The sequence below is a fragment of the Ramlibacter montanisoli genome (genome assembly GCF_013087525.1).
Lineage (GTDB): Bacteria > Pseudomonadota > Gammaproteobacteria > Burkholderiales > Burkholderiaceae_C > Ramlibacter > Ramlibacter montanisoli.
On the sequence record NZ_JABFCS010000001.1, the window covers coordinates 3,867,173 to 3,885,572 of the forward strand.

Consider the following 18,400-nt stretch of genomic DNA (forward strand, 5'->3'; position numbering starts at 1 on the left):
GCCGGCGCCAGCGCTCGCCGCCAGCTACAACTGCACTTCGGCCTGGCCGATGCCCTCGAACACCGCCCGCACGCGATCGCCCTTACGCGCTTCCAGCAGGCCGCACCAGGTGCCGGTGGTCACGACGGTGCCGCGCGGCACGGTCTCGCCCTTGCGCGTCACGTGGCGCAGCCACAGGGGCAGCAGCCAGGCGGGGTCGGCCAGCGAGTGCGTGCCCTGGAAGGACTGGGCCGGCTGGCCGCCGATGGTCACGCTGCAGGTCTGCTTCGCCCAGTCGCGCGCCACGAAGGGCTTCCACTCACCCAGCGACAGCGCTCCGTGCGACTGCAGGTCGGCGAGCTTGAGCAGTGCGCCGGCCGAGCGCGCCTGCTTCCAGCGCGAATCCACCACCTCGATCGACACCGTCATGGCATCGACCACGCTGCTCGCCGCCTCGTGCGACAGCGCCTGTGCGTCGGCCGGCGTCACGTCGCGCGCCAGCCGCAAGGCGACTTCCGCCTCGATCAGGCGCAGGTTGAAGTGTTCGTTGTGCTCGTCGGCGGGGCTGGCCCACACGCGCTCGGGCGGCAGCGGCGCGTGCGTCAGCACGGCGCTGCGCGAAGGCCCGCCCGACTTCCAGTGCCGCGGCACCGGATCGCCGAACCAGCCCAGCGCATGCGCCACCCGGTCCTGCACCGCGTAGGCCTGGTCGGCCTCCGTCAGCAGGCTTTCGAGCGGCGCCGCGTCCACGGGACGCTGTTCGCGCCAGGCGGAGATCAGGGCATCGGCAACGGTCTGGACCGGATCGGGCATCGCGCGGGTTCCTGGTGGCAAAGCCGCGATGCTACTTGGTCGCGGCCTTCTCGCGGTTGGCGTGCAGGCGCGTGTCCACCAGGTCGACGATGCGGTCGATCACCGGATGGCGCAGGCCCAGCTGGCGCGCGACCAGCTGCACCAGCTTGTCGGCGCGCTCGATGTACTGGGCGCCGTTCTGCAGCGCGCGGGCCGCGGAGGCGGGACGCGACAGGCTCTGCGCGGCGGCCGCGTACTTCTCGAAGGGCACCAGGTCCTCGTCGCGCGCGCCCAGGCGCAGGCAGACGTCATAGACGAAGTTGTAGACCGAGCGCGATTCCTCGATGTCGGTGTGCACGGCTTCCTGCGCGGTGCGCATGCCGTCGGCCGTGATGCAGCGGTAGTTGCCGGCCAGCAGCATGGACCACTTGGCCAGCGGCACGAAGATGGAGTCCGACACGCGCAGCTTCACCGGCAGCTCGATGGCACCTTCGGGCGCCTGGAAGCGCACGGCGTCGACGTCGCGCTCCAGCTCGCGCAGCATCTCGTTGTACTTGGGCGCATCGAAGCGCGCGACCTTGAAGTTGGTCGGCAGCGTGACCTGCAGCACGTTGACCTTCTCGTCCGGCGGACGGATCGCCTGCGGGTCGGGGCTGCACAGGGTCAGCAGGCCGGGGTCGAACTCGTCCCACACGCTGGCGTCGGTGTAGGCGGCCTTGAGCGCGCTGGCGTCCAGGCCGGGGATGCGCTTCAGGTAAGGCAGCGGCGGCATGTTCATGATGGACATGCAGGGCACGCGCGAACGCGCGACGGCCGACAGCAGCTCGCGCACGCCGGGCGAGCGGTACTGCGGCTCCTGCATGGCCAAGCCGATCAGGTCGTAGTCGGCGGGGTTCACGTCGCCGGTGCCGCCGGCGGACACCTTGCCGGGCAGCTTGCGCGAATCGATCTCCACCGGCTGCGCGCGGCCGCGCACGGGCATGCGCACGCGGAAGCCTTCGCTGTTGATCAGGTCGGCTTCGGCGGGCAGGCACACCAGCTTCACCTCGTGGCCTGCGAACAGCAGCTTGAAGCCAGCAGCGATCCATAGGACGCGCCCAGGATCAGGATCTTGCGTTGTGTGCTCATGCGGGTGTCTCCACTTTGTTCGGTTGGTACGGCGCGGGCCGGCACTGCCAGCCCGGCCGCGAGATTACGCCGAGGTTATGGTTATGCAAAGGTGAAATGCTTGTGACCGAAAGCGATGGACTCGCTGCGGCGCAGCAACCTCAGCCGTCGACGCGGACGTTGGCCTCCTTGGCCACCTTCGCCCACTTCACGATCTCGGAGCGCACCAGTTCCGCGAAGCGCTCGGGCGAGCCGCCGCCGTCCTCGACCCCGAAAGCATCGAATTTTTCACGCACCTCGGCCAGCGCCAGCACCGCCTGCAGGTCCTTGTTCATCTTCTGCGCGATCGGCGCCGGCAGCTTGCCGGGGCCCGAGATGCCGTACCAGTTGAAGGTCTCGAAGCCGGCGAAGCCCTGCTCCTGCATGGTCGGCACGTCGGGATAGGCCTTCACGCGCTTGGCGCGCGTCTGCGCGATGGCGATCGCGCGGCCCGACTTCACGTGCGGCGTCGCGGCCGCCATGGTCTCGAAGCTGTACTGGATCTGGCCGCCGATCAGGTCGGTGAGCAGCGGGCCGCTGCCCTTGTACGGCACGTGCAGCGCATCGACCTTGGCGCGCAGCTTGAACAGCTCCAGCGCGAAGTGCTGCGCGGTGCCGGGACCGGCCGAGCCGAAGGTCACCTTGCCGGGCTGCGCCTTGCACAGGGCGACGATGTCCTTCACCGTCTTCGCCGGCTGCTGCGCGCCGGCGATCAGCAGGTTGGGCGTGAGCCCCAGCAGCGCCACCGGCACGAAGTCGCGCTCCGGGTGGTAGCGCAGCTTGGGCAGCACGGCGGGCGCCAGCGCATGGCTGTTGATGGTGGTGAGCAGCAGCGTGCTGCCGTCGCTGGCCTGCTGGGCCACGTATTCTGCGGCCAGCGTGCCGGAGGCGCCCGGTTTGTTGTCGATCACGACCGGCTGCTTCCACAGTCCCTGCAGCTTCTCGCCGACCACTCGGGCCAGCGCGTCGGCACCGCCGCCGGGCGGGAAGCCCACGACGATGCGGATGGGGCCGTTCGGCCAGGACTGGGCGCGCACGGCGGGGAGCGCGGCGAAGGCGGCGGCAGCCGTCCCCGCCTGCAGCAGGAGGCGTCTTTGCATGGGGATCTCCTTGGAGGTAAGTGTCGGTGTTCTTCAGGGGGCGGGCCAGCGGTCCGCCCAGGGATGCGCCGCTTCGTAGGCGGCGCCGAGGTCCAGCAGCATGTCGTCGCTGCCGTAGCGGCCCACCAGCTGCATGCCGATGGGCAGCCCTTCGCGCGAGGGCGCGCAAGGCAGGGCGAGGCCGGGCAGGCCGGCGGCGTTGACCCAGCCGGTGTAGATGGCGTGGCCGCGCGGGCCGACCTCCTGGCCGTCGATGTGCGTGGGAAAGGCGTCTTCCGCCTTCCACGGCAGCGCCGCGGCCGAGGGCAGCACGATCACGTCGATGTCCTGGAACAGGGCGACGCTGCCACGCCGCAGCTGCCTGACCTGCTCGAGGATGCGCCACAGGCGGGCCGCCGGGATGCTGCGGCCCTTCTCGGCCATGTCGCGGTATTTCGCCGAGGCTTGCGCGGCCCACTCGGGATGCGCGTTGAACAGCTGTGCCAGCCCGGCCTGGCCGATCTGCGGCCAGGCGTCGGCGTAGAAGTCCAGGTCGAGCGGCAGCGCGCCCGTGCGCACGTGGTGGCCGAGCGCTTCGAGCTGGCCGACGGATTGCGAAACGCTGGCGGCGATCTGCGGATCGAGCGGCGCGCTGCCGAAGCGTTCGACGTAGAGGATGCGCAAGCCTTTGGGTGGTGTCGCGGGACGCGCCTGCTGCGATGCATAGGCAGCGGCGAGCGAGGAGCGATCGACCAGCGCCGGCCCGCGCATCACCTTGAACAGCATGCGCGCATCCGCCACCGTGCGCGCCAGCGGCCCGATCACCTCGAAGTCCAGCAGCAGGCTGGGCAGCACGTGCTCGCGCGGCACCGCCGACAGGCTGGGCTTCAATCCGACCAGCCCGGTGTGCGATGCGGGCCGGCGGATCGAGCCGCCGCCGTCCTGGCCGATCGCCAGCGGCGTGATGCCGGCAGCGACCGAGGCCACCGCGCCGCCGCTGGAGCCGCCAGGCGTGAGCGCAAGGTTCCAGGGATTGCGCGTGACGCCGAAGATCGGGTTGCCGGTGTAGCCCTCCAGCGCGAACTCCGGCACATTGGTCTTGCCGATGATGAGCGCACCGGCGGCCCGCGCACGCGCCACCGCGAACTCGTCCTGCCCGGTGGCGTGCTCGCGCAGCGCCGGGCAGCCCCAGGTGGTCGGCAGGTCCGCGGTGTACAGGCTGTCCTTCACCGACAGCGGGATGCCGTCGAGGGGCGACAGCGGCTGGCCGCGCACGTGGCGCTCGGTCGCGGCCTCCGCCTCCTCCATGAACGCCGGGTCGCGCCGCGCCACCACCGCGTTGATGCGCGGGTTCACCTGCTCCAGCCGCGCCAGGCAGGCCCGCGCCACTTCCAGCGGCGTCAGGCTGCCTTCGCGGTAGCGGCGCTGCAACTCGGAGGCGGACAGGCGCCAGGAATCGCGTGCGTCCATGTCCCTACATCCGCGAGGGCAGGAAGGTCACCAGCTGCGGCACGGCCATCAGCAGCAGCGTGAAGGCGATCATGATCACGGCATAGGGCAGCGCGCCCCAGATCGCATCCTCGATGCCGCCCTTGTCCGGCCGGATGCCGTGCACCACGAACAGGTTCATGCCCACCGGCGGCGTGATCAGCCCCAGCTCGCACATCAGCACGATGAAGATGCCGAACCAGATCGGGTCCACGCCCACCGCCACGGCGATCGGGTAGGTGATGGGAATGGTCGCGACCTGCATCGAAAGCACGTCCATGAACATGCCCAGGATCAGGTAGAACACGATCAGCACCAGGATCAGTCCGGTGGCCGACAGGCCCAGGCTGGTCACCCACTTCGTCATCTGCTCGGCGACGCCGGTCAGGCTGATCGCGAGGTTCAGCACGAAGGCGGCCGTCATGATCAGCAGGATCATCCCGCTCACGCGCGCGGTGGAGATGAAGCAGTTGCGCAGCAGCTCGCGGCTCATCTTGCCGGAGTGCCACACGAAGGCCAGCGCCGCCATCACGCCGAGCGCCGCGCTCTCCGTGGTGGTCGCGATGCCGAAGTACAGGCTGCCCATGACGATGCCGAACACCACCACCGGCGGCACCAGGTGCACCAGGCTGCGGAACTTGTCGGCCCAGGGCACCACCGCCTCGCGCATGACGTGGCCGCTGGCCACGCTGGAAATCGCGATGTACAGCATGAAGCAGGCGGTCAGCAGCAGGCCGGGGATGATGCCGGCGATGAACAGCTGGCCGATCGAGTTGTTGGTGAGCGACCCGTACACGATCATGTTGACGCTGGGCGGGATCAGGATGCCGAGCGTGCCGCCCGCGGCCAGCGAGCCGAGCGAGCCGCGCATCGAGTAGCCGCGCCGCTGCAGCGAAGGCAGCGCCACCGTGCCGACCGTGGCCGCCGTCGCCACCGAGGAGCCGGAGGTGGCGGCGAACAGCGCGCAGCTGCCGATGTTGGTGTGCAGCAGGCCGCCGGGCAGGCGCCCCAGCCAGGCCGACAGCGCGATGTACATGCGGTCGGCGATGCCCGACCGCAGCAGCAGCTCGCCCAGCAGCACGAACAGCGGGATGCAGGTGAGCAGGTTCTCGTTGTGCACGCCCCAGACCACCGGCGCGATCGAATCCATGAAGGGCACGCCGTAGGCGGCAATGCCGCCGATGATGCCGACCAGCGCCATGGACACGGCGATGGGCATGCCCACCAGCATCATGCCGAGCATCGCGGCGAACGCGAGGCCGAAGAAAGGCAGGGTCATGGCTTCGCTCCTTCGGCCGCCTGGCGGTTGGCCAGGTCGTCCAGTTCTTCCTTCAGTTCTTCCTTCGCGCTCTTGGGATGGAAGTCGTGGTTCAGCGTGTCTATGCGGCGGGTGGCCAGCAGGCCGGTGGCGCGCAGCGCGTAGCCGGTGGCCACCAGCGCGAAGATCACGAGGCCCGCGTACCAGACCGACTGCGGCCAGATCAGCGGCGTCGCCCAGGGCGTCTGCGCCGTGCTGCCGTAGGCCATGGTGTCGGCGATCACCTTGGTGGCGACCCAGGCCACGAAGATGCCGAAGGCGGCCAGGCTGACGATGGAGAACCAGTTCAGGAAGGCCTGCAGGCCTTTCGGCAGCATCTCGTGGAACACGTCGACGCGGATGTGGTTGCGTCCCATCAGCGCCAGGCTGAAGGCGATGGTGGAGCCCACGGCCAGCGAGTAGCCCCCGAGTTCGTCGGCGCCCTGCAGCGAGATGTTGAAGAGCTTGCGCGACAGCGTTTCCACCGTCACGACCGCCGCCAGCGCGATGAAGGTGGTGCCGAAGATCCAGGCCAGGACGTTCTCGATGTGTTCCTTCACGCTGGTCTCCGGTGCGGAGGCGGCCGCGGGCGCGCCCTCCTCCTTGAGAATGGACGCGCCGGTGTTCACTTCAGCCCCAGCACGGGTGCGACCGTGGCGTTCCACTTCTTCGAGCAGTCCGCGTTGGACTTGTCGCAGACTTCGGCCCAGACCGGCAGCGACACCTTGGTGACCGCGCCGCGCACCAGCTCGAGGTCGGCGGGCGAGACGGCGACGTTGGTCAGCTTGAACTTCTTGCCGGTGGTGCACGGGTCCTTGCCCTGGTTGCAGTTCAGCGCGTCCTGGAACAGTTCCTCGGAATAGGTCCAGATCTCGCTGGTCAGGCCGTCGAAGGCGGTCTTCAGCTTGGCCTGCTGGTCCGGCTTGAGCTGGTTCCAGGCCTTCAGCGAGATCGCGTAGCCGTTGAGCGCCATCTGGAAGCCCAGGGGCAGCTGGTGCGTCGTCACTTCCGGCCAGCCGGCGGAGTTGGCGGAGCTGGGGCCGGTGATGGCGCAATCGACCACGCCGAGCGACAGCGACTGGTGCGTGTCGGCGAAGGACACCGGCACCGGCGTGCCGCCCACCATCTCGATGAACTTGGCCAGGTTCTGGTCGTACACGCGGACTTTCATGCCCTTGACATCGGCCAGCTTGGCGATCGGCTTCTTGCAGAACAGCACCTGCGGGCCGAAGGGCCACACGCCCAGCAGCTTGACGTTGAACTGCTTCTGCAGGCGCTCGTCGATGGTGCTGAAGTAGGCGTTGGCGACCTTGCGGCCGGTGGCGTAGTCGGGCGAGGCGCCGACGAGGTCCAGTCCGAGCAGCGTCGGCTCGTCGCGCGAGTTCTGCGACACGCGCAGCGACACGATGTCGAACAGGCCGGCCTTCATGACGCGCAGCTGCTCGGTGTCCTTCACGCCCAGCGTGTCGATCGGCTTGTAGTCGACGTCGATCGGCAGCCCGGTGCGCTGCGCGAAGTTCTCGAAGAAGGGCTGTTCCTTGTTCTTCTGGATCAGGCCGGTGGCCAGCGGCTGGCCGATGGCCTTGAACTTGATGCGGTCCTGCGCGGCGGCGGGTAGCACCAGCGCCGCGGCGAGGGCCGCGACGGCAAGCATTTTCGAAGGGAGGCGTAAGGTCATGGGAGCTCCTGGTGGACGAAGGACGGAAGAAAGTTCAGCGGGGGTGATCGAGCAGGCGCGCGATGGCGGGATGCAGGCCGCGGTGCGGCTTGGCGGGCGGCGGCGCGAAGCTGCCGCTGCGCGCGCGGCCGGGCTTCAGCGCGGCGAGGGTTTCGGCGTGGCGCACGGCGCTGGAGACGCCGTCGACCACCGGCACCGGCAGCTGCCCGTGCAGCGAGCGCGCCAGTCCGGCCAGCGGCGCACCGGCGAGGACGATCACTTCGGCGCCGTCCTCGACGACGGCGCGTTCGGCCAGCGCCTTCAGCGCCTGCGCATGTTCTTGCTGCACGCCGCCGATCGCGCTGATCGGGCGGTCGAGGGCGCGGATGCTGGCCAGGCGGGAGCCGAAGCCGTAGCTCTCGACGACCTCGCGGTACCAGGCCTGGATGCGCTGCGAGATCGCGATGATGGAGATGCGGTGTCCCAGCAGGTGCGCGCTGGCCAGTGCGGCTTCTGTCATGCCGGTCACCGGCACCGGCAGCACTTCGCGCAGGCCGGCCAGGCCCGGGTCGCCGAAGGCGGCGACCACCACCGCGTCGAAGCGCGCGTGGTGTTCGGCGGCCACCTGCGCGGCGGCATGGGCGCCCAGCAGGGCCTCGAAGCGCGTCTCGATGTAGGCGACGCCGAAGGGCGCCGTCAGCACCTCGATCTCGGTCCCGGGCGAGGCGCTGCGCTGCGCTTCGGCGCGGATCAGGTCCGACACGCTGTCGGAGATGTTGGGGTTGACCAGCAGCACGCGCATCGCCTGCTCCCTATTTGCGCTTGGGCAGCAGGGAGGGCGTGCCGCAGGGCAGGAACCGGCCGCGTCCCGCCTGGCCGGTGAAGCCCTTGCCGTCCCACACCACCTCGCCGCGCGAGAGCGTGAGGCCGGGCCAGGCCTTCAGCGGCATGCCCTCGTAGGGCGTGTAGTCCACCGCGTGGTGCAGCGCACGGTTGTCGATGGTCACGTCACGCTCGTCCCACACCACCAGGTCGGCGTCGCTGCCGACGGCGATGGTGCCCTTGCGCGGGTGCATGCCGTAGGCCTTGGCCGGGTTGGTGGCGGTGAGCTCGACGAACTTCTGCAGCGTGATGCGGCCGGCCAGCACGCCTTCCGAATAGAGCAGCGGCAGCCGCGTCTCCAGCCCGGGGATGCCGTTGGGGATGTGGCGGAACGCCACTTCCTCGCCGCCGATCTTCTTGCCCTGCGGGTCCTCGTAGCGGAAGGGCGCGTGGTCGGAGGAGAACACGGTGAACAGGCCGTCGCCCAGGCCGTCCCAGATGACCTGCTGGTTGGCCTTGTCGCGCGGCGGCGGGCTGCAGATGCACTGGCGCCGTGGTAGCTGTCGTCGATGCCGAGGTCCTCGGCGGTGAGGAACAGGTACTGCGGGCAGGTCTCGGCGAACACCGACAGGCCGTGGCTGCGCGCCCAGCGGATCTGCTCGATCGCCTCGCGGCCGGAGACGTGCACGATCAGGATCGGCACGTCCACCAGTTCGGACAGGGCGATCGCGCGGTGCGTGGCTTCGCGCTCCACCAGCATCGGCCGCGCGTGGGCATGCCAGCGCGGGGCGGTGCGGCCGGCGGCCTCCAGCCGTTTCGTCAGCCACTCGATGCAGTCGGCGTTCTCCGCATGCACCATGGCCAGCGCGCCGTGCGTGCGGGCGATGTCCAGCACGTCGAGGATCTGGGCGTCGTCCAGCTTCAGGTCGTCGTAGGTCATGTAGACCTTGAACGAGGTGTAGCCCTGGGCGATCAGCGCCGGCAGTTCCTTTTCCAGCACCGTCGGCGTGGGGTCGCTCACGATCAGGTGGAAGGCGTAGTCGATGCAGGCCTTGCCTTCAGCGCGGCCGTGGTAGTCCACCACGGCGGCTTCCAGCGACTGGCCCTTCATCTGCGCGGCGAAGGGAATGATGGTGGTGGTGCCGCCGCAGGCAGCCGAGCGCGTGCCGGTCAGGAAGTCGTCGGCCATCTTCGCCGGGCCTTCCATCGGCTGGTCCAGGTGGCAGTGCGCGTCGACGCCGCCGGGCGTGACAGTGCGGCCGGCCGCGTCGATCTCGCGCCGTCCGGCGGGCAGTCCCTCGCCCAGCAGCGCGATCCGGCCGGCGCGGATGCCGATGTCGCAGTCGAAGGTGTCGCTGGCGGTCGCCACGCGGGCGTTGCGAATGACGAGGTCGAGCGTGTCAGCCATGGCTGCGGACCTCCTGCACCAGCGGGGTGCGGCCAGCACCCCAGGAAAGTGCAGACAGGATTGTCGACAACCTGTTTGGGGCGCGTTCGGCGGCGGACATCGGATTCATCATGGCTTCGGTCGGGGAGAGTGCAACTTCCGGGCCACCAGCGACAGGCCGTCGAGGGGCTTCCGGTTCGAGCGAATGATGGACGAGGCGTTTGGTATTCGCGGTCGGTGTTTACACCAATGTCGACAATTGCGACCAAAATGCGTGGAATCACCATCCGCCCATCGCCCATACTGGAGCCAGGGCGAACCGCCTTCCCGGAGACCTGCCACGTGACACTACCCTTGCGCCTGGGGGTGCTGACCCCCTCTTCCAATACCGCGCTGGAGCCGCTGACCAGCGCGCTGGCCGCGGCCCTGCCCGGCGCCAGCGCGCACTTCGCGCGCTTCAAGGTGACCGAGATCGCGCTCGATGCCGCGGCGCTCGGCCAGTTCGACGACAGCAAGATCCTGGCGGCCGCCGAACTGCTGGCCGACGCCAAGGTGGACGTCATCGGCTGGAGCGGCACTTCCTCGGGCTGGCTCGGCTTCGACCGCGACCGGCAACTGGTGGAGCGCATCCGCGAACGCACCGGCATCCCGGCGACCACCGCGGTGCTGGCGCTCAACGAGCTGCTGGCGATCCGCAAGGTACGGCGCCTCGCCTTCGTCACGCCCTACACGCAGGACGTGCAGGAGCGCATCGTCGCCAACTACCGCGCCCTGGGCATCGAGGTGGTGGCGGAGCGCCACCTGGGCATCCGCGTCAACCACGACTTCGCCGGCGTCGCGCCGCAGGTGCTGCGCGGGCTGATGGACGAAGTGGCGCGCGAGCGGCCGCAGGCCATCACCACCTTCTGCACCAACCTGCGCGCGGCGCCGCTGGCCGCGGAGATCGAGCGCGCGCACGGCATCCCGCTGCTGGACACCGTGAGCACCACGGTCTGGGGCATGGTGCGCGCCGCGGGCGCCTCGCCGGCGGCGATCACCGGCTGGGGGAGCTGTTCCAATGGACCTGAAGCCCTCCCGCGGCACGCCCGCCGATAGAATCGCCCGCCATCCCGGCCCTTCCCACGCCGCCAACAGCAAGCCCTCCATGCCCGCCACCGCGCGCAAGACACAGCCGGTTCGCGCCGAACGCGAGAAGACCGTGGACGAGATCTACGAGCGCATCTACGCCGCGATCCTCGAGCACCGCCTGCACCCCGGCACCAAGCTGGGCGAGGAGAAGATGGCCGACATCTTCGGCGTCAGCCGCGCCCGCATCCGCGAGGTGCTGGCGCGCCTGGCGCACGAGCAGATCGTGGAGCTGTTCCCGCAGCGCGGCGCCTACGTCGCCAAGCCCACGACCGAGCAGGCGCGCGACGTGTTCGAGGCGCGCCGGCTGATCGAGCCGGCGGTGCTGCGCCGGCTGGTGGACACCCTGACGACCGAGAAGATCCAGCGGCTGCGCCAGCACATCGAGCTGGAGGCCGACGCGCGCCGCCGCGGCGACAAGCGCGCGGTGATCCGCCTGTCCGGCGAATTCCACACGCTGCTGGCGGAACTGGCCGGCAACTCGGCGCTCGCCCGCAGCATGCGCGAGCTGTGCATGCTGACCTGCCTGACGATCTTCCTGTACGACGCGCCGACGGCGCAGAGCTGCCGCGACGACGAGCACCAGATGATCATCGACGCGGTGGCGAAGAAGGACCGGGGCCGCGCCGAGAAGATCATGCTGGAACACCTCGACCACATCGAGGGCAGCCTGCAGCTGGACGAGAGCAACGGCGAGGCGGACCTGGAAGCGATCTTCCGGGGTTGACGGCCCGGCGACGGACGGCGCGGCGGTCCGTGAACAAATCACGTGTGGAGCGCCTGCCGTCGTGCAGGGTTGCCGAATTTACGATGGGTTTACGGCATGGGTTCACGCTCGCGCGTTGAGGGATCATGGAGTCCCGACACATGAGCGCCATGCACATCGTCACCCACCGCCGCTTCTCGCGCGCCCTGCCCTGGCTGGGTGCGCTCCTGATGTTCTGTGCGGCTTCGGCCGCCTTCGCGCAGGACGACACCGATCCGCCCGGCCGGGTCGCGCACCTCACGCATCGCCAGGGCAGCGTCGTGTTCGCGCCCGAGGGCGACAAGGAATGGGTGGAGCTGCCCGCCAACCGCCCGCTGACCGGCGGCGACCGGGTGTGGAGCGACCGCGGCTCGCGCGCCGAACTGCAGCTCGGGGCCGCCACGCTGCACCTGGACGGCGAAAGCCACCTGGGCGTCAACCAGCTCGACGACCGCGCCGCGCAGTTCATCCTGCAGCAAGGCAGCGTGAACGCCCGCGTGCGCGAGATCGCGCCGGGCGAGAACTTCGAGATCGGCACGCCCAACCTCGCCTTCCGCGCCCTGCAGCCGGGCGACTACCGCATCGACGTGGATCCGCAGACGCAGCTGACGCACGTCACCGTGCAAAGCGGCCTGGCGGCGATCTTCGGCGAGACCGGCCAGTCGATCCAGCTGGGTGCCGGCCAGGTGGCGACCTTCGCCGGCCGCTCGCTGGCGCCGGTGCAGGGCCCCAGCTACCGCCAGGACGACTTCGCCCGCTGGGTGGCCGAGCGCCACGAGCTCGAGGAGCAGTCGGTGACCGCGCGCTACGTGCCGCGCGGCGTGGTCGGCTATGCGCAGCTGGACCAGCACGGCAGCTGGAACCAGGACCCGACGCACGGCGCGGTCTGGTATCCGCGCGTGGTGGTGCAGGACTGGGCGCCCTACCGCTATGGCCACTGGGAGTGGATCGGCCCCTGGGGCTGGACCTGGATCGACGACGCGCCCTGGGGCTTCGCGCCCTTCCACTACGGCCGCTGGACGATGATCGGCACGCGCTGGGCCTGGGTGCCCGGCCGCCTGCACGCGCGGCCGGTGTACTCGCCCGCGCTGGTGGTGTTCCTCGGTGGCGGCGGCGCGCAGTTCACCGTCGGCTCCGGCCCCGCGGTCGGCTGGTATCCGCTGGCGCCCGGCGAGGCGTGGTGGCCGGTGTACCGCACGAGCCCGCGCTACGTGAACTACGCCAACGTCAACATCAACCTGGGCGCCTATCCGCGCCACTACAGCAACCACCTCTGGCGCACCCGGCCGATCGCCATCACCGCCGTGCGCGACGACGACTTCCGCCGCGGCCGCCCTGTGCACCGCCACTGGCGTCCGCTGGACGCGGGCGTGATCACACACGCGCAGGTCGGCGTGGTGCCGGTGCGGCCGGAAGGCCGCCACTGGCGCCGCGACCACCAGGACGCGCCGCGCCTGCACAGCGCGCCGCCCGCCACGGTGCAGCCGGCCGTTCCGCAGCAGCGCTTCTACGGCCGCCAGCTGCCGCCGGCCGTGCGCGAGCAGTTCGGCGCCCAGCGCGAGCAGGAACGGCTGCAGCGCGATGCCGAGCGCACGGCCCGCGAACAGATGCGCCAGCAGGAGCAGCTGCGCCGGGGGCAGGACGCCGGCTGGCAGCGCGAACAGGTGTACCGCCAGCAGCAGGAAGCGCGCATCCAGCACGAACGGGCGCAGCAGGAGCGCGCCCACCAGGAACGCGCGCAGCGCGAAGTGGTGCAGCAGCGGCAACTGCAGGAGCATTCGCAGCGGCAGCAGCGCGAAGCGCAACGCCAGCAGTACGAGGCGCAACGCCAGCAGTACGAAGTCCAGCGCCAGCAGCTCGAGGCGCAGCGCCACCAGCAGGAGCGCGCGCAGCGCGAGCGCTGGGCCGAACGCGCGCGCCAGCCGCAGGCCGTGCAGCCGGTGCTGCAGCAGCCGCAGTTCCAGCACCAGCCGCAGCCGCGCCCGCAGCAGCAGGCGCCGCTGGTCCGGGACGGCCAGCGGGACCGCGGCCAGGAAGGCCGGGGCGGCAGTGGCGGCCGCTGGCAGCGCGATGGCGACGACGGCCGTGGGCGGGGCCAGGGTCGCGGCCCGCGCGACTGAGCGAAGCAGCAAGGAGAAAAGCGGCCCGCGGGCCGCTTTTCCTTTGGGCGCGACGAACGCTAGCCTTCGTCCTTCAGCTTGTACTGCGAGGCCAGTTGCGCCTGCACGGCCGGCGGCACCTGCTCGTAGTGGCTGAAGGCGATCGCGTAGCGGCCCTGCCCGCCGGTCAGCGAGTTCAGCCGCGATTGGTAGCTGGACAGCTCCGACAGCGGCGCCTGCGCCAGCACCGTCAGCGCCCCGGGCGAATCCGACCGGGTGCCGCTCACGTGCCCCCGCCGCGATGCCAGGTCGCCGGTGATGTCGCCCATGTTGTGCTCGGGCGCTGCGATCTCCACATTGACGATCGGCTCCAGCACGCAGGGCCGCGCCGCCTGCACCGCGGCGATCAAGGCCTTCTTGCCTGCCTGGATGAAGGCGATTTCCTTGCTGTCCACCGCGTGGTGCTTGCCGTCGTAGACGATGCACTTGAGGTCCACCACCGGGTAGCCCGCGAGCACGCCTTCCTCCATGGCCTGGCGCACGCCCTTTTCCACCGCCGGCATGAAGTTGTGCGGGATCGCCCCGCCCTTGACCTCGTCGGCGAACTGGAAGCCGCTGCCGCGCGGCAAGGGCTCGATGCGCAGGAACACCTCGCCGAACTGGCCGGCACCGCCGGTCTGCTTCTTGTGGCGATGGTGGCCTTCGGCCGGCGCAGTGACCGTCTCGCGGTAGGCGATGCGCGGCGGCCGCGTGTCCACCTGGCAGTTGTGCACCTCGGTCAGGCGCTCCAGCAGCGTGCGCAGGTGCAGCTCGCCCAGGCCGTAGACCACCGTCTCGTTGGTGGTCGCGACGTGCTCGACGCGAAGGCAGGGATCCTCGCTCACCAGCTTCTGCAGGATGTCGTGCAGGCGCTGCTCGTCACCGCGCCGCTTCGGCGCGATCGCCAGGCCATGCACGGCCACCGGGAACTCCAGCGGCTTGAGGTGGATGCGCGCGTCCTCGGCCGCGTCGTGCAGCACCGCGTCGAAGTGCAGTTCCTCCACCTTGGCGATCGCGCACAGGTCGCCCGGCACCGCCTTCTCCACCTCCTTGAGCTCCTTGCCCTGCAGCATGAAGAGGTGGCCCACCTTGAAAGGGCGGCGGCCGTCGCCCACGTACAGCTGGCTGTCGCGCGTGATCGTGCCCTGGTGCACCCGGAACACCCCCATCTTGCCGACATAGGGGTCCTGCGTGACCTTGAACACGTGCGCCAGCACGTGCTTGTCCGGGTCCACCACCGCCTGCACCGGCGTGGCCGCGTCGCCCTCGCCTTCCAGGAAGGCGGGCGGGTTGCTCTCGGTCGGGTCGGGCAGCAGCCGCTCGATCACGTCCAGCAGCTCGGGAACGCCGGCGCCGGTGCGCGCGGACACGAAGCAGATCGGCACCAGGTGGCCCTCGCGCAGCGCCTGTTCCAGCGGCGCATGCAGCTCCGCCGGATCGACGTCGCCGTCATTGAGGTAGCGCTCGACGAAGGCGGCGTCGACCTCGACCACCTGCTCCACCAGCGCGCGGTGCGCCTGCTCCACCGAGGAGAAGTCCGGCGGAGGCCCTTCGTCCTTCATCTTCCAGAAGCAGTCGAGCACGCGCTCGCCTTTCTGCGAGGGCAGGTTGAGCGGCAGGCACTCGCGGCCGAAGGCGGCCTGGATGTCGGCCACCAGCGCCTGCAGGTTCACGCCCTGCGCATCGATCTTGTTGACGATGATGATGCGGTCGCGTTCGCGCTGCTTCGCCCACTCCATCATGCGGCGCGCCATCGGCTCGATGCCGGCGGCCGCGTTGATGACCACCGCTGCCGTCTCCACCGCCTCCAGCGCGGGCAGCGACTGCCCCAGGAAGTCCGGCGCTCCGGGCGTGTCGATCAGGTGGGTGGTGATGCCGCGGTGCTCGAAGTGCAGCAGCGTCGTGTTGAGCGAACGCAGCGCCCGTTTCTCCAGCGGATCGTGGTCCGAAACGGTGCTGCCCTTTTCTACGCTGCCGGGTGCGCCCACCGCCCCGGCCTTCCACAGCAAGGCTTCGGCCAGGCTGGTCTTGCCCGCGGCACTCGGGCCCACGAGGGCCAGAGTGCGGCGCGAGGCGATGTCGCGATGTGTACCCACGAACGGACCCTCCATGAACGCAACAGGGGAAGGCCATCCTACGCAGCTCCCATCGCTGCCGCAACGCGGGCAGCACGACAGTGAACGACCCTTGCGCCACGTCAGGCTCGTCCGACGCCGCACGCGGTCTCCTCCTACAGAATGTGAGCACCTGCTTGCTATCCTCCGCGGGTTATGCCCGACAGGAAGATCAAGCCCAGCGGCGCGCCGCAAGAGTTCGAAGTCGCTTACTACACGAAGGAACTCGGCAAGACGCTGCAACGCCAGATGCTGGAACAGCAGCTGGCCCGCTTCAGCGAGAACGGCAATGCCGCCAGCCGCCATGGTGAGGACGCCGCCCCGGTGGACGACGTGACGCCCCAGGAAGACCGCGCCGGCTGACCGCTCACCCGAGGCGCAGAGCCATGACCCCGGCCACGATCGCGGCCGTGCCGACGGCACGGCGGAGCGTGAAGGTTTCCTTCAGCAGCCAGGTGCCGATCAGCGCCGCGAACAGCACCGAGGTCTCGCGCAGCGCCGCGACCGTGGCCACCGGCGCCCGCGTCATCGCCCACAGCGCGATGCCATAGGAGCCGAGCGAAGCGGAGGCGCCCACCAGCGCCAGCGGCGCGCGCGCCCGCGCGTAGGGCCAGGCGCGCGCGAAGCCGCGCCGGTGCAGTACCAGCAGCGCGAAGGGCCAGCCATCCAGCACGAACAGCGCCACCACGTACTGCAGCGCGTTGCCCGAGGCGCGCGCGCCCAGCGCGTCGACCACGGTGTACACGGCGATCACCACCGCATTGGTCAGCGCGAAGCCCACCGCGCGCGGCGAGTCCATCGCGTGCCGCGACAGGCCCAGCGCCAGCACGCCGCAGCTGACGCCCAGCACGCCGGCCCAGGACAACGGCGACAGGGTCTCGCCGACGGTGAGCGATGCCGACAGCGCCACCAGCAGCGGCGCCGTGCCGCGCATCAGCGGATAGGTGAGGCCCAGGTCGCCGTGCTTGTACGCGCCGGTGAGCGCGATGTAGTAGCCGATGTGGATGACGACCGAGGACAGGATGAAGGGCCAGGACTCGCGGTTGGGCAGGCCGACCACGAACAGCATCGGCAGGGCGACCACCGAGCCGGTCAGGTGGATCACCGCCGTGTCCAGCGCCTTGTCGCTGCTGGACTTCACCATGGCATTCCAGCTCGCGTGCAGCAGCGCGCCGAACAGCACCGCCGCGACGACGGGCCAGGTCAGGCCCACGGCAGCGAGTACGTCTTCAGGTTGGTGAAGCTCTTCATCGCCTCCTGCACGCCTTCCTTGTAGCCCAGGCCGGAGTCCTTGATGCCGCCGAAGGGCGTGAGCTCGAGCCGGTAGCCGGGCACCTCCCGCACGTTGACCGTGCCGACCTGCAGTTCGTCGATGAAGCGGGTGATGTAGTCGAGCCGGTTGGTGCACACGGCGCTGGACAGGCCGTAGGCGGTGCCGTTGGAGATGCGGATCGCCTCCTCGATGCTGGCGAAGCGGATGATGGGCGAGACCGGGCCGAAGGTTTCCTCGCGCACCACCGTCATCTCGGGGCGCACGTTGTCGATCACCGTGGGTGCGTAGCGGGCGCCCTGGCGCTGGTTGCCCACCAGCAGGCGCGCACCTTGCGACACCGCCTCGTTCACGCGCGACTCGAACAGCGTCGCAGCCGCCGCGTCGATCACCGTGCCCATGTCGGATGCTGGATCCATCGGGTCGCCGTGCTTCCAGGCGCGGGTCTTTTCCACCACCAGCTCGGTGAAGCGGCCAGCCACCTGCTCGTGCACCAGCAGGCGCTTGACCGCCGTGCAGCGCTGGCCGGAGTTCTTGTAGGAGCCCTGCACCGCCAGCGTGGACGCTTCGTCCAGGTCCGCGTCCTCCATCACGATGAGAGGGTCGTTGCCCCCGAGTTCCAGCACGATGCGCCGGTAGCCCGCCCTGGCCGCGATGGACTTGCCGATGGCCACGCCGCCGGTGAAGGTGACCAGGTCCACCCGCTCGTTGGTGACCAGTTCGTCGGCGATCTCGCGCGGATCGCCCGTCACCACCGACAGCATCTCCGGCGGCAGGCCCGCCTGGTACAGCAGGTCGGCGAAGAAGATCGCGGAGAAGGGCACCTTCTCGGAGGGCTTGAGCACCATCCGGTTGTTGGTCGCGACGCTGGGCACCACCTTGTGCGCCACCTGGTTCATCGGGTGGTTGAAGGGCGTGATGGCGCTGATCACGCCCAGCAGCGGCGAGCGCTGCGTGTACACGCGCCGCTGCTTGCCGTGCGGCGTGAGGTCGCAGCTGAAGATCTGGCCGTCGTCCTTCAGCACCTCGGTCGCGCCGAACTGCAGCACGTCGCTCACGCGGCCCGCCTCGTACAGCGCGTCCTTCAGGCACAGGCCCGACTCCGCCGTGATCAGGTGGGCGATGTCATGCAGGTGCTCGCGCACCAGGGCCGCGGTCTTCTGCAGGATGCCGGCGCGTTCGGCCCGCGTGAGCCGGGGCCGGATGGCATGCGCCAGCTCGAAGGCTTCGCGCACCTCGTCCAGGGTGGCCTTGGGGACGCTGCCGATGCGTTCTTCCGTATAGGGATTGAATACCGGGATCATGCGCTCGCCGTCCCGCCCGTGGCCCGCCTTGCGCCCGGCGATGCGCATGCGGTCCAG

Annotated in this window: 15 protein-coding genes and 1 pseudogene; 4 read left to right on the forward strand and 12 right to left on the reverse strand. The window is 69.9% G+C overall.

The window, feature by feature from the left end; genetic code table 11:
• Positions 1–24 precede the first annotated feature (24 nt).
• The 9 genes and pseudogenes from HK415_RS19175 to hydA all read right to left on the reverse strand — a co-directional run bounded on the left by HK415_RS19175 (position 25) and on the right by hydA (position 9,668).
• Positions 25–792: a fumarylacetoacetate hydrolase family protein gene (locus tag HK415_RS19175; protein ID WP_171562053.1), complete on the reverse strand. Its 768-nt coding sequence runs from the start codon at positions 790–792 to the stop codon at positions 25–27.
• 31 nt (positions 793–823) lie between these two features.
• Positions 824–1,816: a hypothetical protein gene (locus HK415_RS19180; protein ID WP_216369828.1), complete on the reverse strand. Its 993-nt coding sequence runs from the start codon at positions 1,814–1,816 to the stop codon at positions 824–826.
• A 223-nt stretch (positions 1,817–2,039) separates the two neighbouring features.
• Entirely contained in the window at positions 2,040–3,017 is a 978-nt protein-coding gene (locus HK415_RS19185) for a Bug family tripartite tricarboxylate transporter substrate binding protein (RefSeq protein ID WP_171562055.1), read from the reverse strand.
• 33 nt (positions 3,018–3,050) lie between these two features.
• On the reverse strand, positions 3,051–4,466 hold the full coding sequence (locus HK415_RS19190) for an amidase (protein WP_171562057.1): 1,416 nt from the start codon (positions 4,464–4,466) through the stop codon (positions 3,051–3,053).
• A 4-nt stretch (positions 4,467–4,470) separates the two neighbouring features.
• Positions 4,471–5,763: a TRAP transporter large permease gene (locus HK415_RS19195; protein ID WP_171562059.1), complete on the reverse strand. Its 1,293-nt coding sequence runs from the start codon at positions 5,761–5,763 to the stop codon at positions 4,471–4,473.
• The gene (locus HK415_RS19200) at positions 5,760–6,410 is read right to left on the reverse strand and encodes a TRAP transporter small permease subunit (RefSeq protein WP_309246757.1); all 651 of its coding nucleotides are present in this window, start codon (positions 6,408–6,410) and stop codon (positions 5,760–5,762) included. The genes HK415_RS19195 and HK415_RS19200 overlap by 4 nt, the downstream gene beginning before the upstream one ends.
• On the reverse strand, positions 6,407–7,459 hold the full coding sequence (locus HK415_RS19205; RefSeq protein WP_216369829.1) for a TRAP transporter substrate-binding protein: 1,053 nt from the start codon (positions 7,457–7,459) through the stop codon (positions 6,407–6,409). The genes HK415_RS19200 and HK415_RS19205 overlap by 4 nt, the downstream gene beginning before the upstream one ends.
• A gap of 34 nt (positions 7,460–7,493) precedes the next feature.
• A complete protein-coding gene (locus HK415_RS19210; protein ID WP_171562061.1) occupies positions 7,494–8,240 on the reverse strand; it encodes an aspartate/glutamate racemase family protein in 747 nt (248 codons plus the stop codon).
• A 10-nt stretch (positions 8,241–8,250) separates the two neighbouring features.
• A pseudogene (gene hydA / locus HK415_RS19215) lies at positions 8,251–9,668 on the reverse strand (dihydropyrimidinase).
• A 321-nt stretch (positions 9,669–9,989) separates the two neighbouring features.
• Between hydA and HK415_RS19220 the strand changes: the two are divergent.
• From HK415_RS19220 to HK415_RS19230, 3 genes are all read left to right on the forward strand, one after another.
• The gene (locus tag HK415_RS19220) at positions 9,990–10,742 is read left to right on the forward strand and encodes a maleate cis-trans isomerase family protein (RefSeq protein WP_171562063.1); all 753 of its coding nucleotides are present in this window, start codon (positions 9,990–9,992) and stop codon (positions 10,740–10,742) included.
• 49 nt (positions 10,743–10,791) lie between these two features.
• Complete coding sequence (locus HK415_RS19225; RefSeq protein ID WP_171563561.1) at positions 10,792–11,499, forward strand: GntR family transcriptional regulator; 708 nt, start codon at positions 10,792–10,794, stop codon at positions 11,497–11,499.
• Positions 11,500–11,639: 140 nt separating this feature from the next.
• A complete protein-coding gene (locus tag HK415_RS19230; RefSeq protein ID WP_171562065.1) occupies positions 11,640–13,637 on the forward strand; it encodes a DUF6600 domain-containing protein in 1,998 nt (665 codons plus the stop codon).
• A 59-nt stretch (positions 13,638–13,696) separates the two neighbouring features.
• Here HK415_RS19230 and fusA read toward each other — a convergent pair whose 3' ends face one another.
• The gene (fusA, locus tag HK415_RS19235; protein ID WP_171562067.1) at positions 13,697–15,766 is read right to left on the reverse strand and encodes an elongation factor G; all 2,070 of its coding nucleotides are present in this window, start codon (positions 15,764–15,766) and stop codon (positions 13,697–13,699) included.
• 159 nt (positions 15,767–15,925) lie between these two features.
• On the opposite strand from fusA, the gene HK415_RS19240 reads away from it, so the two are divergent.
• Positions 15,926–16,132, forward strand: a complete 207-nt coding sequence (locus HK415_RS19240) for a hypothetical protein (RefSeq protein WP_171562069.1) — start codon at positions 15,926–15,928, stop codon at positions 16,130–16,132.
• A gap of 4 nt (positions 16,133–16,136) precedes the next feature.
• Here the strand turns inward: HK415_RS19240 and HK415_RS19245 are convergent, their stop codons facing one another.
• Together HK415_RS19245 and phnY are read right to left on the reverse strand one after the other, a co-directional pair.
• Positions 16,137–16,982 carry an EamA family transporter gene (locus HK415_RS19245; protein ID WP_309246759.1) on the reverse strand — a complete coding sequence of 282 codons (846 nt, stop codon included), beginning with the start codon at positions 16,980–16,982 and terminating at the stop codon, positions 16,137–16,139.
• On the reverse strand, positions 16,973–18,391 hold the full coding sequence (gene phnY / locus HK415_RS19250) for a phosphonoacetaldehyde dehydrogenase (RefSeq protein ID WP_171563563.1): 1,419 nt from the start codon (positions 18,389–18,391) through the stop codon (positions 16,973–16,975). Before phnY ends, HK415_RS19245 begins: the two co-directional genes overlap by 10 nt.
• Positions 18,392–18,400: the final 9 nt, after the last annotated feature.

Excerpts from the sequence above, each read along its gene's own strand:
- HK415_RS19175 (WP_171562053.1), bottom strand. The coding sequence starts at position 792 with ATGCCCGATCCGGTCCAGACCGTTGCCGATGCCCTGATCTCCGCCTGG.
- HK415_RS19185 (WP_171562055.1), bottom strand. The coding sequence starts at position 3,017 with ATGCAAAGACGCCTCCTGCTGCAGGCGGGGACGGCTGCCGCCGCCTTC.
- HK415_RS19190 (WP_171562057.1), bottom strand. The coding sequence starts at position 4,466 with ATGGACGCACGCGATTCCTGGCGCCTGTCCGCCTCCGAGTTGCAGCGC.
- HK415_RS19195 (WP_171562059.1), bottom strand. The coding sequence starts at position 5,763 with ATGACCCTGCCTTTCTTCGGCCTCGCGTTCGCCGCGATGCTCGGCATG.
- HK415_RS19205 (WP_216369829.1), bottom strand. The coding sequence starts at position 7,459 with ATGACCTTACGCCTCCCTTCGAAAATGCTTGCCGTCGCGGCCCTCGCC.
- HK415_RS19210 (WP_171562061.1), bottom strand. The coding sequence starts at position 8,240 with ATGCGCGTGCTGCTGGTCAACCCCAACATCTCCGACAGCGTGTCGGAC.
- HK415_RS19225 (WP_171563561.1), top strand. The coding sequence starts at position 10,792 with ATGCCCGCCACCGCGCGCAAGACACAGCCGGTTCGCGCCGAACGCGAG.
- HK415_RS19230 (WP_171562065.1), top strand. The coding sequence starts at position 11,640 with ATGAGCGCCATGCACATCGTCACCCACCGCCGCTTCTCGCGCGCCCTG.
- fusA (WP_171562067.1), bottom strand. The coding sequence starts at position 15,766 with ATGGAGGGTCCGTTCGTGGGTACACATCGCGACATCGCCTCGCGCCGC.
- HK415_RS19240 (WP_171562069.1), top strand. The coding sequence starts at position 15,926 with ATGCCCGACAGGAAGATCAAGCCCAGCGGCGCGCCGCAAGAGTTCGAA.
- phnY (WP_171563563.1), bottom strand. The coding sequence starts at position 18,391 with ATGCGCATCGCCGGGCGCAAGGCGGGCCACGGGCGGGACGGCGAGCGC.